This window comes from Amorphus orientalis, assembly GCF_030814015.1.
In the GTDB taxonomy this organism is placed as follows: domain Bacteria; phylum Pseudomonadota; class Alphaproteobacteria; order Rhizobiales; family Amorphaceae; genus Amorphus; species Amorphus orientalis.
The window spans coordinates 1,358,184-1,373,659 of the sequence record NZ_JAUSUL010000002.1 but is presented as its reverse complement, the minus strand read 5'-3'; the positions used below and the strand labels follow the sequence as shown (position 1 = coordinate 1,373,659).

The following is a 15,476-nucleotide window of genomic DNA, read 5'->3' as shown; positions in this document are numbered from 1 at the left end:
GATCGATCCTGAAACCGTTGTGAGGGATGTGGCGGCGGGTCGGGACACATTCGAGGCCAAGGGCCGCCGTGTCCAGATCGTTTGACGATCGCGATAATAGTTAGTATGCATACTTTATCGAACAACCCGCTTGCCGACCGGACGATCCGGCGGTCCACGGGAGGAGGAAAAGGCCATGCTCGACACCCCATCCGACAAAGCCAAGACCACCAACCACATGATGCCGGAAGACACGCCGGAACTGCGCCAGCTCTATGCCGACTTCGAGGCGGAGAGCCTGATGCCGCTGTGGACCCAGATCGACAACATTATGCCGCACACCCCGGCACCCAAGGCGGTGCCGCACGTGTGGAAGTGGGCGAACCTGTTGCCGCTGGCGGAGCGCTCCGGCGAGCTGGTCCCGGTCGGCCGCGGCGGCGAGCGGCGCGCGCTCGGCCTGGCCAATCCGGGTCTGGGCGGGCGGCCCTATGTCAGCCCGACCCTGTGGGCGGCGATCCAGTATCTCGGTCCGAAGGAAACCGCGCCGGAGCACCGTCACTCCCAGAACGCGTTCCGGTTCGTGGTCGAGGGCGAGGGGGTGTGGACCGTGGTCAACGGGGATCCGGTCCGCATGAGCCGGGGCGACTTCCTGCTGACGCCGGGCTGGTGCTTCCACGGCCATCACAACCAGACCGACAAGCCGATGGCCTGGATCGATGGTCTCGACATCCCGTTCAGCTATCAGAACGACGTCGGGTTTCTGGAATTCGGATCGGAGCGGGTGACCGACTATTCGACGCCGAACTACTCCCGCGGCGAACGGCTGTGGTGCCATCCGGGCCTGCGGCCGCTGTCTGGCCTGCAGAACACGGTGAGCTCGCCGATCGGCGCCTATCGCTGGGAACACACCGACAGGGCGCTCACCGAACAGCTCCTGCTTGAGGACGAGGGCCAGCCGGCGACCGTGGAGCAGGGACATGCGGCGGTTCGCTACGTGAACCCGACCACCGGTGGCGACGTTCTGCCGACGATCCGGGCGGAATTCCACCGTCTCCGCGCCGGCACCGAAACGCCGACGCGGCGCGAGGTCGGGTCGACGGTGTTTCAGGTGTTTCACGGCAGCGGCGCTGTGGTGCTGGACGGCGTCACGCATCGTCTCGACATCGGCGACATGTTCGTCGTGCCGTCGTGGGTGCCCTGGTCGCTGCAGGCGGAAAGCCAGTTCGACCTGTTCCGCTTCTCCGACGCGCCGATCATGGAGCGGCTGCACTTCGACCGCGTCCAGATCGAGCCCACCAAATAAGACGGAGGCGGGCGGCGCGGACCGCTCCGGCGATATGACGATGAGCGATCCGGAAGACGCCGCCCGCGCCGCCCTGCGCGAACGCCAGGGCGCGGGGGCCCGTTACGATGCCGCCGCCGCCCCCCATGCGGACCTCGTGTGGGCCCGGCGCGGCACCGCCTATTTCGCGCGCAAGCTGAACGAGCTCGCCGACAATGAGCTCGACCAGCCCTCCCTTGTGGACGGCTGGAACCGCCGCCAGGTGGCGGCCCATGTCGGCTACCATGCACGCGCTCTGTCCCGCCTTGTGGATTGGGCGCGGACCGGCGTGGAAACGCCGATGTACGCGTCCGAAGAGCAGCACGCGGAGGAGGTCGCGTCCGGCGCGACGCTGCCGTCGCGGGCGTTGAGGAACCTGTTTCATCACACCGAAGTGCATCTGAACGTGGAATGGCGCGACCTGACCGATCAGGGCTGGGACGCCGTCGTTCGCGACGATGCCGGCCGCGACCTCCCGATCCGCCGGACCCCGTTCCTCCGGGCCCGGGAGGTCTGGGTGCGGGCCGTGGATCTCGACAACGGCGGATCGTTCCGCGATTTCCCGCCCGAGTTCCTCGACCGGTTGCGCGACGAGATCGTGGCCGGATGGTCTGCGTCGGGGGAGGGCCCGGACCTGGTGCTCGCCGCCTCCGACCGCTCCGAGACCGTCTCCATCGGGTCCGGTGCCGGGCCGACGGTTTCCGGCCGCCAGGCGGATCTGGTGCGCTGGATGACCGGACGCGGGACAGCCGGCGTGGCGAGCTCAGCCGGTGAGTTGCCGGCCCTTCCTCTCCATCGCTGATTGATCAGTCTGCCCGGCCCGACGGCATGTCTCCGTCCCGCCAGCCAGCTACGTGCAAGCTCCGGTTCGCAAAACGGTAGCAACTGCGCGCATCGTCTCCGTTCTGCTTGCAATCGCACCGCGTGATCCGGACATCGTGAAAAAAATGTGGCACCCCTGCCACTTTTTTGCCGACATTCGTGGTCGGTCGCGACTAAGAACGGAGCAGCAACTGACGTGCAGCGGTTACGCACGGCGCAGGCAGATTGGATTGGATTGTTCGGATGGGGCGTATGAACGAGAAGACCGGTTCGAAAGGTCGCGTGCCCGCCGACGCAGACGAACCGGGAGATCGGTCCGTTCCCCAGCGCACCGCCAGGCCCGGCCCGGGACGCGGCAAGATCAAGCGGATCGCATCCTCGCTGCTGTTCCAGTCCACTGCGCTGGCCGGGACGTTCGCCGGCATTCCGGTTCCGATCTACTCCCGCGCCTATGCCCAGTCGGTCACGTGCTCGCCGTCCCAGTTGACGAGCGAGACGGCGTCCAACATCGACTCAGATCAGTTCTACGACAGGAACGGGCAGGTTTCGGGTCAGACCGTTTCCTGCACGATTTCCGCGGGTGCGCTGACCACGCCGCAATACGCCTATGGCGGCCCCTACATCGCGCTGCTCAACGTGGGCGCCGGCGGCTCCGACACCTATCGCGGCAACACGTATAACGTTCATTCCAACTGGGCGTGGGACGGCCTTGACGTCAAGATCACCAACAACGCCACGATCACGGTCACTCAGGCCGCCGACACGAAGCTGCTGATTCAGCCGGGGAGGGACACGTCCGGCAACTTGATCCCCTACAGCGATATGCGGATTTCCGGCAAGCAACGCGTTGCGCTGTCGGGCGTCAGCCTGGGTGCGCTCAACTGGAGCGGATCGCGCGACAACATCGAGACGGGTGCGGGCAGCGGGGGCGCCGTCACGATCGTCAGCACCGGCGACGTCTCCAGCACGGTCGGGGGCGGCATTCTCGCGCTGTCGAAAGGCGGAACCAACAAGCACGCCCACGACAAGGGGAAATATCTGGCAGGGTGGGCCGGGCAGGTGACCGTCACCTCGAAGGGCACGGTATCCGGAACCACGTTCGGCATCGCGGCGCTGAGCATCGGCGGGCCGTCGACCTATTCGAGCGACGACGACTACAGCTACGGCGGCATCTCCGAGCAAGTCTACGTCTATGCCTATCAGTCGGTCGCGGCGACCAGCAGCGGGCCCGCAATCGCGGCCGTCTCCTATGGCGGCAACACGCCCTACAACATCAATCAGTTCGGCGACCATGTGGGATACGGCCCGACCGCCGGCATCAACCCGGGCGCCAACGCGGGTGACGCTACGGGGGGCGTCAAGGTCGTTGTCGGATCGACCGCGTCTCCGATGACCGGATCGATCACCACCACATCGGCCGGACCGGTCAACGCCTACGTCAACAACAACAACTGGCAGCTCACTCGGAACACGGGTGCCGGCATCTTTGCCATCGCCCGGTCTGGCGACGGAATTCCCGGCGGCGGGAAACGTGCGTTCGGTGCCGGCTATTCCGCCCGCGTCCAGGTCACGGTCACCGGCAGCGACACGACCCGGATCACGACCAAAGGAGCGCATTCGCCGGGCATCTTCGCGGTGAGCCAGGGTGGAACGGCGTACCAGTCGGGCAAGGACGATCACGAACAGCAGGGCGGCCGGGGATATCTGGCCTATGTGACCGTCTCAGGCGGCGGGGCCATCAGCACCGCCGGGGACTACTCAACGGGCATTATCGCCCAGTCGCTCGGCGGCGGCGGGTCGTCCAATTACAAGGGCACGAACAACTGGGGCGGGAAAGCCGGTAACGTCAACGTCACCAACGACTTTTCGATCACGACCCAGGGCACGCATTCCCACGGCATTCTTGCCCAGTCGGCTTCCGCGGCCGATGGCGATGGCATCTACACCTATTCCGGCAAGGGCCAGGTCACCTGGGGTGACACCTCCAGCAACGGCTCGACCAGCGGCACGGTAAGAGTCACCAATACCGGTGACCTCGCGGTCCACGGGGTCGATTCCCACGGCATCGTCGCGCAGTCCATCGGCGGCGGCGGGGGCACGCTGCGATCCACCGCGGCGCTTTCGACCACGGCCCAGGGCTCGGTCGATGTTCTTCCCTACAGCTCGAACACCTCCGGCGCCTATCAGACCGTGGGCGGCCAGAGCGAGGGCTCGGTGCCCGGCTCGGTCTATGTGACCAACCACGGCACCATCTCCACCTACGGCGGATATTCCAAGCCGAGTTCCGGCAGCAGCACGTCATCCAGCTCCAGCAGCGATACCCTCGCGCTCGGTGGCGGCATCGCGATCCTGGCGCAGTCGATCGGCGGCGGCGGCGGCATCAACTCCGGATCGGGCGCCAATGGCGCCGTCGGCGCCGGCACCGGCAGCAGCGATGGGTCGGGCAGCGACGGCGCATATGTTCACGTCGTCAACTACGGCACGCTGACCACCCAGGGCTCGGAAGGCCACGGCATCGTCGCCCAGTCGATCGGCGGCGGTGGCGGCCAGGGGCGCAACAAGAAGGGCCTGTTCCACTCGGTCGGTGGCCAGGGCGGTCCGGGCGGCGACGGCGGCAAGGTCTTCGTCGAGCAGAAACAGAATTCCATCACGGTCAGCGGCGACTATGCCCATGGCATCATCGCGCAATCGGTCGGCGGCGGCGGCGGTGTCGGCGGGCAGGCGACGGCCTGGGGCCTGTTCGGGTCCAGTGCAACCGGCGGCAAGGGCGGCGGCGGCGGCGACGGCGGCCACGCTCAGGTGACCCAGTGGACCAAGGACAGCGCGCTGACCACCAGCGGCGATCACGGCACCGGTATCCTGGTCCAGTCGATCGGCGGCGGTGGCGGTGTCGGCGGCAACGCGAAAGCGGACAGCATCGGCATCGGGGTGAGTGTTGCCGTCTCCCACGGTGGCAGCGGCGCGAACGGCGGCTCCGGCGGTGAAGCCAAGGCGTTCCTGAACGGATCGGTGACGACCAAGGGTACGGATGCCCAGGCGCTGGTGATCCAGTCGATCGGTGGCGGCGGCGGCAACGGTGGCCAGGCGACCTCGAAGGCAATCGCGGAAGGCGTCCCGGTCGACGAAGACGACGACACCGTCTCGCTCACCGTCTCGATCGCGCACGGCGGGTCGGGCGGAGCCGGCGGCGACGGCGGCGAGGCGTTCGCCACGCTCTATGACACGGCCTCGATCACCACCGAGAAAGATGGCTCTGGCGCGATCGTGGCCCAGTCGATCGGTGGCGGCGGCGGCAACGGCGGCGATTCCACCGCCAGTTCCTCCGCGCAAACCATGAACAAGCTTTTCGAAGGCAAGAACGACGACGAGGGCGAGGGCCCGAAGAACTTCTCGCTCGCGGTCAACGTGGCGCTCGGCGGGACGGGCGGCGCGGCCGGCGCTGGCAGCACCGTGAAGACCTATAACGACGGTGTGATCATCACCAAGGGCGGCTATGCCGACGGCATTCTGGCCCAGTCGATCGGCGGCGGCGGCGGCAATGCGGGAACCGGCTCGGGGTCCACCAAGAAGGCGGACGCCATCAAGTCGGCGGCCGTGAACGTCGACATCGGCGGCGACGGCGGCGGCGGCGGCGATGGCGGAAACATCTATTCCGCGCTCCATGGATCCAAAGCGGCGATCACCACCTACGGTCACGTCTCGCGCGGCATCATCGCCCACTCGATCGGTGGCGGCGGCGGCAACTCGTCCGGCGGCGGCGGCATGGGCGACGGCGACTGGAACGTCGGCCTGACCATCGGCACGGGGTCGGACGGCACCGGCGGCGGCACCGGCGGCAGCGTCAATGTCTGGAGCGAGGGCACCATCGTCACCCACGGCGACTGGTCGGACGGCATTCTGGCCCAGTCCATCGGCGGTGGCGGTGGCGCGGCGGGCTCGGGCACGTCATCGCTCTCCATCATCAGCGACAACAAGGACGATGACGGCGGAGACGACGGCGGCGGTGATGACGAGGATGCCGCCGAGGCGACCTCGGTGTCGGCCTTCGCGCTGACGGGGGCGTCCGAGGACGGCGAGGATGATGGCGGGGACGACGACGGCGGCGATGACGATGGCGGCGATGACGATGACGACAACCTGACCCTCGGTCTGACCATCGGCATGACCGGCGGATTTGGCGGCGACGGCGGAACGGTCACGATCGGCGTCGACAAGGGCAACAACAACGCCATCGTCGGCACGGGCACCATCAAGACCTACGGGGCCCTGTCATCGGGTATCGTCGCCCAGTCGGTCGGTGGCGGCGGCGGCGCGGCTGCGGTGTCTTCCGGAAGCGACGATTCCGACGACGGCGGCTCGTCGGGCGGCAGTTCATCCAGCAGCAGCTCCAGCGACAGCAGTTCCGGCTGCGAAACGAGCAGTTCCAGCAGCTCCAGCGGTTCGGGCGGCGATGGGTCGGACGATTCCGACGACAAGGATTCCTGCGCGCAGCTGACGATCGGCGGTTCGGGCGGCAGCGGCGGCGCCGGCGGCAAGGTCGAGGTGCACGCGGGCTCGATCGCGACCGAAGGCTTTTCCGCCCACGGTATCATCGCCCAGTCGATCGGCGGCGGCGGCGGTGTCGGCATCTCTTCGGGTCTGGCCGTCGACAAGGTTCACATCAAGCTCGGCGGTGGCGGAAGCGGCGGCGGCGGACAGGGCGGAGGCGTCACCGTCAGCACGCTCTCCGGCGCCACGATCCAGACCAAGGGCGAAGCGTCGCACGGCATTGTGGCCCAATCGGTCGGCGCCGGCGGCGGCCTCGGCATGGTGGCGCTCGGCACGTCGAGCAAGGTCAACGACGATACGTTGAAGGACATCCTCAACGTCACGCTGGGGACCGGTGCCGACCAGTCCAGCCTGAACGCGCTCGACGGCGGGACGGTCTCCATCGACCACTACGGGTCGCTCAGCACCGGTGGCGAGCGGGCAGTGGGCATCGTCGCCCAGTCGATCGGTGGCGGCGGCGGCTTCGTCACGGCTTCGGAATCCGTGCTGAGTTCGGTCGCGTTCGAGAAGGACCAGTCGCGGGGGGCGGGCTACGGCGTCACGGTCACCCTGCACGAGGGCTCGTCGATCGTGACGACCGGCGACGGCGGCGTCGGCATTCTGGCCCAGTCCATCGGCGGTGGCGGCGGTGTCGCCGCGGACCTCAACGCCAAGCTGAACACGTACTATGTCGCCTACGACCAAGGCACCTACACGGCGAGCGACTACAGCGGCGATGGTCGCCATTCGAGCGCCGTCACGGTCTCGGTCAATTCCGGCGCCTCGATCACGACGTCGGGCAATTATGCCCACGGCATCATCGCCCAGTCGGTGGCCGGTTCCGGCGGTATTTTCGAAAAGAACGGCAAGACCTATGCCGGCTCGCTCCACCGCAACGGCCCCAATACCCAGGCGAGCGTGAGCGTGACGGTCGACGGCACCGTGACCACCAAGGCCGACAACGCCTGGGCGGTCTGGAGCCAGACGCAGGACCAGTCGGTGACCCTGACGGTCGGGTCCACGGGCATCGTTTCGGGCTCCACGGGGGCCGGCGGGGACGGCGGCGCGGCCTATGCAGCCGTGGACAGCGGAGGCACCGCGACGCTCGACAACTCCGGCACCCTGACCGGCAATGTGATGGTGTCGAAGGGCGGCCAGGTGAAGTGGTCGAAGGACTACGGCGCGAGCTCTGCATCGGCGGCGGACGGTGCCGTGCGGCTGAGTGCTGCGCCGCTCACCGGGCAGTCGCTGTTCCTGAACCAGGGGCGCGGCACCTTTGCGACCGGCGCCATCGCCGATGTCGACACCATCCTGAACGCAGGCTCCCTCAATATCGGCGGGACCGACCGGTTCCAACAGACGCTCGTAACCGGCGATCTGGTCGGCGTGGGCACCAGCGACCGCGGCAGCACCTACGATGTGACCGCAGCGCGGCTGGACCGGGCCTTCGCCGCCTTCTCCTATCTGGACGGGTTGGAGAAGAAGGTCTGGCGGGACGAGACCGGCAGCCGGGGCGGCCTGATCGAAGGGCTCGACCTCGACATGGAGTTCGGCGAATCTGACAGCCTTCTTGTTCGCGGCGACTTCGCGGGCACGTGGGGCGTGGCCCTGTCGCCGGAGGCGCTGCTGCCGAACGTGCGGACCGAGTTCCTCAAGGTGGAAGGGACGAACACGTCGGACATCTCCGTCCTGCCGGGCCTCGTGTTCTCCTTTACCCGGCCGGCCACATCGTCATCCGGCTGGACCGGTTTCCAGGTGGAGACGGCGAACTTCGCCAATACCGGCGTATCGCTCGGTCGGAACGCGGCAGAAGCCAGCCGGGGGCTGCAGAGCGCCTGGGACCGGATCGCGGACGGCTCGGCCCAGGCGGTGCGCTATTCCCGCGACGAGATCTCCATCGCCAATGCCTTTGCCGCCTTCCATGCCGCCACGCCGGAAACGCTGGAGAGCATGTTGAGGACGGTCGCCTCGGAGACCACCGTGGCCGGGCCGGCCGGCGCGCCCCAGAAGGCGATCACGGCGGCAACCAGCGTCCTGTCCTGCCCGGCCTTCACCACCGGCACGGTTCTGCAGGAGGGCGAATGCGTCTGGGGCCGCTTCCTCGGCGGTCGCGCGGAGCAGGATCCGACGCCGGATTCCCGCGGCTACAAGGAAGAAACCACCGGCATGCAGGCCGGTGGGCAGAAGGCGCTCGGGGGTGGCTGGTTCCTCGGCGGAAGCCTTGCCTACGAGGAGTCCTGGCTGCGCAACGACGCCGGCAGCGAGAAGCTCGAGGCGAAGGCGTTTACCGGTGCGGCCGCGCTCAAGAAGGAGATCGGGCCGTGGCTGTTCGCGCTCGCCGGTGGCGCGGGATACACGTGGAGCGATTCCTCGCGCTATCTCGCCCTTGGTCCGCTCTCGGCGGTCGCCGAGGCCGAACCCAAGACGGCGACCTTCTTCGGCAGGGCGCGCGCCTCCTACGAGTTCGCCTTCGAGCAGAATTTCTACATGCGTCCGATGGTCGACCTCGACGTGATCACCGTGCACCAGGGCGGGTATCGTGAAAGCGGCGCCGGCGGCCTGAATCTGGTCGTCGACAGCGCCACGGAGACCATGTTCGGCGTGACGCCCGGGGTCGAATTCGGGTCGCGCTTCGATATGGGCGGAGGCCTGCCGGCGCGGCTGTTCGCGGGCGTCGGCGTGTCCTTTCTGTCCGACGACAGCTGGGACTCGACGGCCCGCTTCGCCGGCGTCACCAACATGGACAAGTTCACCACGGCGATGCCGATCGCCGACACGGTCGGGCGGGTGTCGGCCGGTATCGACCTGCAGAAGGTGCACGGCATGCAGCTCAAGCTGCAGTACGATGGCTCCTTCGCCGACGGCTACCAGTCCCACGGCGGCTCGCTGCGCTTCGGCTACCGGTTCTGACCGCCGAAGTGCGACGGCCGCTGTCGGCCGCTGTCGCTCCATAGGAGCTTCCGGCGAGGGCTTCCCGGCATTGCATGTCGGCGGGGGCTGACGCCCTCCGCCTTGTGATCTGCTTGCCCGCCTTGCCCGGACCGCCTGCCCAACCGCGCGCCAGTCGTGCCGGATGAGCAAGGCCATGCCGAATCGGCATAACGAACGCATTCAAATGCAATGGATGCGTTCCGCGTCAGCCTCTAGCCTTTCCGTCAAGTGCCGTCGAAATCTGCGGGTTTGCGAGTGTCAGGCCGCGAGGGGAGTGGCTGAGCGTGCGGGAGACAATCAGATCGGGCTATGCCTTTGCAGGCGGCCGACGGACCGGGGTGGCGCCAGGGGCGTCGCATTGCCCGGTTGTGCGGCCATGCGGTCCCGGCGGCATGGCTTGATCGGATCCCGCGTGGTCCGGCCTGGCCGCCTTGCGGATCGGTCCGGATCCTCCCCGCTCTCTCGCTCACCTTGTCATCCCTTGCGGATATTCGCTGTCCCGGAATGCGCGCTGCGCCCCGCATTCGTCGCGCCCGCTTGATCCGTGACCGCCTAGAAAAGAAACGACCTTCGACCAGAGACCAGGAGCAGAGCCATGTACAGGAAGCTTCTCACCGGACTATCGGCCGCGGCGCTGACGCTCGCCATGGGCGCCGGCGCCCAGGCACAGCAGGCCGCGATCGGGACGCTGCCACAGGGGGCGCTGGGCTATTCCATCGCGGCCGGTGTCGCCAACGTGATCACGCAGTTCTCCGACCTCACGTCCACGGCGGTTCCGACCGGCGGCTCCAACGTCGTCCTGCCCCAGGTCAACAACGGCGAGATGGAGTTCGCGACCTCCAACACGGTCGAGGCCGTCTACGCGGTGACGGGGACAGGTAATTTCGAAGGCCGGCCGCTGGAGAACCTGCAGGTCGCCGCCGTGCTGATGCCGTTCACGGTCGGTGTCGTGGTGCGCGAGGATTCCGAGTACCAGAGTGCGGCCGACCTCAAGGGGCAGCCTTTCCCGACCGACTATTCGGCGCAGAAGTTCGTCGAGATGTGCCTGAAGGCGACCCTGGCAGCCGAAGGCCTGTCCGTGGAGGACTTCGAACCGGTCTCCGTTCCGAACTTCGCTCGGGCCGTGGATCTGATGGTCGCGGACCGGGTTGCCGGCGCCTATTCCGCACCCGGTTCCGGCGTCATCCGGCAGGCCGATGCCGACGTTGGCGTCCGCTTCATCGGCATCAAGCCGACCCCGGACGGAGAGAAGGCGATGCAGAAGATCGCGCCCGGCTCCTATTTCGCCGAAGTGGAGCCGTCGCCTGCCGCAGCAGGCGTGAAGGAGCCCGTCACGCTGCTCGGCTACGAGTACACGCTGATGGTCGGCGCGGACGTGCCGGAGGACACGGTCTATCAGGCGGTCAAGGCGCTCTACGAGAATCCCGATGCGCTGTCCGCCGCCCACGGTATCTTCAGGCGCTGGGACCCGGAGCGGATCTACATTCCGCTGGACGCGCCCTATCACCCCGGCGCGATGAAGTTCTACCGGGAAATCGGCCTGGCGCAGTAGTCCCACCGGCGAGCGCCGAGACGAAACCATGCGGCCCCGGCCGGCCTCCGCCGGCCGGATGCGCCGGTGGTCGCCGGCACGAGCCCGTCGCAACGCCTTCGGTCCGGCCGGACCCATGGCCGCCGGGCCCGCCCGGATCGCTCTTGAAATTCATCGGGCCGTGTTCCGTCATTCGGATTGACACAATCCGAACCGGACGTGCGGTGCCGGCCCCGGGGTTTGCACAATGTCCCAAACCATCTATCGCCGCACCGTCGAAGCCGTCCGGGCCCTGCTTTCGGTCGCGTTGCCGCTGCTTGCATTCGCCTTCATCCTCGGCCTCCAGAGGCGCATCGGACTGGCCATCTACGACGAGCAGTTCCTGGCGGCGATCCTGGCGATTGCCCTCGCGCTCGCCTTCCTGGCGCATCCATTCAGGCGGGCGAAGGGCGAGGGCGCCGCACTGCCGGCCTGGCACGACCTCGTCCTGGCCGCACTCGGGTTCGCCGCGCCCGCCTATGTGGCCGTGCGCTATTCGTGGCTTGTGGACGAGGCGGCGTTCGATCCGAGCGTCGCCCTGATCCCCGGAGCCCTGGTGATCGTTCTTCTTCTCGAAGCGCTCCGCCGCACGGCCGGACCGGTCCTAACCGGCATCACCGCGGTGTTCGTGGCCTACGGACTCTGGGGCAATCTCGTTCCGACCCCGCTGCAGGGCCGCGCGATCGCTCCGGAGCGGCTGGTGTCCCAGGTCGCCTTGGATCCGAACGGAATTCTGGGCACTCCGCTGATGATCTCCGCCACGGTGGTGGTGGCCTTCGTGTTCTTCGGCCTGATCCTGACCCACGCCGGCGGATCCACCTATTTCACCAACCTGTCGGTCGCCCTGATGGGCCGGTTCCGGGGCGGTTCGTCGAAGATCGCCATCGTGGCGTCGGGTCTGATGGGGTCGATTTCCGGCAGCGCCGTCTCCAATGTCGTCTCCACCGGTGTGGTGACCATCCCGCTGATGACCCGGGGCGGCTACAGGTCGCGCACGGCCGGCGCCATCGAGGCGGTGGCCTCGACGGGCGGACAGCTCATGCCGCCGATCATGGGGGCGGCCGCCTTCCTGATGGCGGAGTTTCTGCAGGTGCCGTACGGCGAGGTGGTCCTGGCCGCGCTGCTGCCGGCGGTTCTCTACTATGCCGCGCTGTTCATCCAGGCGGATCTGTTCGCCGCGCGCCACGGCATCCGGGCGCTGCCGGCGGCGGAGATCCCCGCGGCAGGGCCGACGTTCCGCTCCGGGTGGTTCTTTCCGATCCCATTCGCCGTGCTGCTCGGCGGGCTCTTCCTGCTCCACATCCAGGTGGAGGAGGCGGCGCTCTGGTCGACCGCCGCGCTCGTGCTCCTGGCCTTCGGGATCGGCTTTGCCGGCCGCCGCATGGCTCCTTCGGCCCTTCTGAAAGGGCTCCGGGAAACAGGTCTGGTTTCCCTGTCGGTGGTTCTGATCTCTGCGGCAGCCGGCATCATCATCGGCGTGCTCAACCAGTCCGGGCTCAGCTTCAATCTGACGCTGCTTCTGACCCAGCTCGGCCAGACAAGCGTGATCCTGCTGCTTCTGATCGCCGCCCTCGTGTCGATCGTCCTGGGCATGGGCATGCCGACCGTCGGCGTCTACGTGCTTCTGGCGACCCTCGTCGCCCCCGCCCTGGTCGAGCTCGGCATCGAACCGATCGCCGCGCACCTGTTCGTCCTTTATTTCGGCATGATGTCGATGATCACGCCGCCGGTCGCGATCGCAGCCTTCGCCGCCGCCGGGCTGGCCGGCTCCAACCCGATGCAGACGGCGCTGGAGGCGACCCGGCTCGCCTGGCCGGCCTTCATCGTGCCGTTCCTGTTCGTCGCGGCTCCGAGCCTGCTCCTGATCGGCTCTGTCTGGCAGGTGGCGCTGGCAATCGTGACCGCGCTGGCCGGTGTGTGGCTGGTTTCGGCCGGCATGATGGGCCACTTCGTCGACCGGCTCTCGGCTTTCGAGCGGGTTGGCTTCCTTGCCGCCGGCGTGTGTCTGCTGATTCCGGCGACGGCCTTCGACGGGGCGGCCGTTCTGGAGATCGCCGGAGCTGCCCTCGCGGCCGGTCTGACGGCCTGGAAGCTTCGGCGCGGCCCTCGGCATGCTCCGATTTCAGACGGAAACGCATGACCCTGGAGCACGGCCCGTCGCCGATGCGCCATGACATGTCGATTTGCTCTCAGGGAACTTTCCGATCCACCGTCGCTCCCGCGGAAGGGGAGGTGGTGGGCGCACACGGACTCGAACCGTGGACCCGCTGATTAAGAGTCAGCTGCTCTACCAACTGAGCTATGCGCCCGGAAAGGTCACCCGTATAGGGGGCCGGCGCGGAGGATGCAAGGGCCCTTTCCATCGGGTATCCGATTACGGTCTTCCTGTGGACGGAATCGGGCGGGGATGCGAGCCTCTCTTTCCGCGATCTTCTCTGCGGGTAGGGTTATCGTCTAGAACCGGACTTCGGGAACCTGAAGAACACGGTTTCGACGTGGACTGGGGAGTAGGCGTGCGCACCTTTTGGCGGGGCGGGACGGTGCGGATCACCGTCGCAACGGTTGTCTTGTCGTTCGGTCTTGGAGCGGCTCCGGCGTCGGCCCAGTTCAACCGACCCGTGGAGGCGATGCTGTCGGCCGCGGTCGAGGGCTATATCCGTCCCGGATATGCCGCGCTCGCGGACGCCTCCAACGCGCTGCAGACGGCGACGGTCCGCTACTGCGCGAATCCGTCCGATACCACCCGCGCGGCGGTCGACGAGAGCTTCGGACGCACCGTCCAGGCGCTGGGCGCGGTGGCGTTCCTGGATTTCGGGCCTGCGAGCATCAACCAGCGGCTGGAGCGGCTGAAGACGCCGGCGCCGGCTGCCCCGGAGGATGGCGCGGCGCCTCCGGAACTGGTTCCCGGCGAGGAGGGCAACGGTCCCCAGGATGTCGGCGCGCTGTCCCAGGAGCCGCCGGAGCTTCAGGGCCTGCCGGCCTTCGAGCGACTTCTTGTCGCGGATCCGGCCGAAACCGGCAGCGATCAGTTCAACGAGACCTGCCGGGTCGCCGGCCTGATCGCCGCGAACGTGAAGTCGATCGCCACCGCGCTGGATTCCGAATGGACCAAGGATGGCGGGTACGGGGACTGGCTCACGTCGCCGGCCGCGGACAACCCGGCCTACGCGCGGTCGGAAGATGCGCTCCTGGAGGTGCTGTCGGCCTTCTCGCGCGGGGTGGACAAGGTCCATGCCCGCCTCGGACGAATCGGTCTGAGCGATGAGGACACCGACGCAGACCGACAGATCGGACCGTTCGGACAGGTCGATTTCGTCTTCCTGCTCGACCAGGCGCAGGTGAGGGGGCTCGGGCAGTTCTATCAGGCGACCGATCTTGCCGGCGCCACCGAGCCGCCGCTCAACGAGCGCGCGGCCTGGATCGAAGCCAAGATGACGGAGGCCGCCGAAGGTCTGGCCGCGATTCCGGCCGATACCGTGGACCAGCCCGACGACGAGACGATCGAGCAGATCGCCGCCGCCCGCAGCGCGCTTGCGGAGGTCTCCGAGGCGATGCGCGGGCTGACCGCGGACCTCGAACTGGGTCCTGCCAACTGAGGCAAGGCCGGCTGCCGGAGCCGATTGTTCAGGATATTCAGACCGGAGCAGCTCGGTTTGCCGTCGAGCGGGTACGAACCGGGCAGGCCGGCCTGACGGACCCGGCCGTCAGCGCACGGTCGCGACGATCCAGCGGACCATGTCGCTCACCACCTGCTGATTGGCGCGGTCCAGCCCACCGACAGCGGCCTGAACGGAATCGCCCGAGGTGGGCTGTTCGGCGGTGAAGATGCGGCTGGCGACCACCCGTCCGTTGCGGTCGTCCAGGATCTTGGCCGACACGGTGACCGCGGCCCGGTCGGAGCCGGTGGTCTCGGCCTGGAAGGCGCGGATTTCCGTGACGATCTGGTAATTGATCAGCAGGCTCTGGCCCGGCAGGCCCACGGCGCGCACGCGGTTCGTATTCTGCAGCGCCTCGGCGAGCACCGCCTGGAACACGACCGGAAGCCGGTCGGCCCACTGTACGCTCGGATAGTAGGACAGGGTCGAGGGTGTGGGCCGGACCGCGATCATGTTCGTGTCGAGGGCGTCGAGGGCGACCGGCGTGGCGACCAGGAGCTGGGAGTTCACGCGACCGCGCAGATCCGAAATCTCGCGGGGCGCGTCCAGCGTGTAGATCGCTTCCACCGAGGGGCCGCCGCCGCCGAGGGCCGCGCAGGCCGACAGGCCCGCCGCGAGAAGCGGTGCCAGGAAGACCCTGAGGCCGGGACGTCGGGCCGGCATCGCGCCG

At 67.8% G+C, this 15,476-nt stretch carries 7 protein-coding genes and 1 tRNA gene; 6 read left to right on the top strand and 2 right to left on the bottom strand.

Features of this window, described 5'->3' with window-relative positions; genetic code table 11:
• Nucleotides 1-175 precede the first annotated feature (175 nt).
• From J2S73_RS14080 to J2S73_RS14060, 5 genes are all read left to right on the top strand, one after another.
• Nucleotides 176-1,282, top strand: a complete 1,107-nt coding sequence (locus J2S73_RS14080) for a cupin domain-containing protein (RefSeq protein ID WP_306886180.1) — start codon at nt 176-178, stop codon at nt 1,280-1,282.
• A 40-nt stretch (nt 1,283-1,322) separates the two neighbouring features.
• Entirely contained in the window at nt 1,323-2,102 is a 780-nt protein-coding gene (locus J2S73_RS14075) for a maleylpyruvate isomerase family mycothiol-dependent enzyme (RefSeq protein ID WP_306886179.1), read from the top strand.
• A gap of 272 nt (nt 2,103-2,374) precedes the next feature.
• The gene (locus tag J2S73_RS14070; protein ID WP_306886178.1) at nt 2,375-9,559 is read left to right on the top strand and encodes an autotransporter outer membrane beta-barrel domain-containing protein; all 7,185 of its coding nucleotides are present in this window, start codon (nt 2,375-2,377) and stop codon (nt 9,557-9,559) included.
• 616 nt (nt 9,560-10,175) lie between these two features.
• A complete protein-coding gene (locus tag J2S73_RS14065) occupies nt 10,176-11,132 on the top strand; it encodes a TAXI family TRAP transporter solute-binding subunit (RefSeq protein ID WP_306886177.1) in 957 nt (318 codons plus the stop codon).
• A gap of 226 nt (nt 11,133-11,358) precedes the next feature.
• Nucleotides 11,359-13,290: a TRAP transporter permease gene (locus J2S73_RS14060; RefSeq protein WP_306886176.1), complete on the top strand. Its 1,932-nt coding sequence runs from the start codon at nt 11,359-11,361 to the stop codon at nt 13,288-13,290.
• A gap of 93 nt (nt 13,291-13,383) precedes the next feature.
• Here J2S73_RS14060 and J2S73_RS14055 read toward each other — a convergent pair.
• Nucleotides 13,384-13,459 (bottom strand) — tRNA-Lys (locus J2S73_RS14055).
• A gap of 204 nt (nt 13,460-13,663) precedes the next feature.
• On the opposite strand from J2S73_RS14055, the gene J2S73_RS14050 reads away from it, so the two are divergent.
• The gene (locus J2S73_RS14050; protein WP_306886175.1) at nt 13,664-14,746 is read left to right on the top strand and encodes an imelysin family protein; all 1,083 of its coding nucleotides are present in this window, start codon (nt 13,664-13,666) and stop codon (nt 14,744-14,746) included.
• Nucleotides 14,747-14,854: 108 nt separating this feature from the next.
• On the opposite strand, the gene J2S73_RS14045 is transcribed toward J2S73_RS14050, so the two are convergent.
• The gene (locus tag J2S73_RS14045; protein WP_306886174.1) at nt 14,855-15,469 is read right to left on the bottom strand and encodes an ABC-type transport auxiliary lipoprotein family protein; all 615 of its coding nucleotides are present in this window, start codon (nt 15,467-15,469) and stop codon (nt 14,855-14,857) included.
• Nucleotides 15,470-15,476 lie beyond the last annotated feature (7 nt).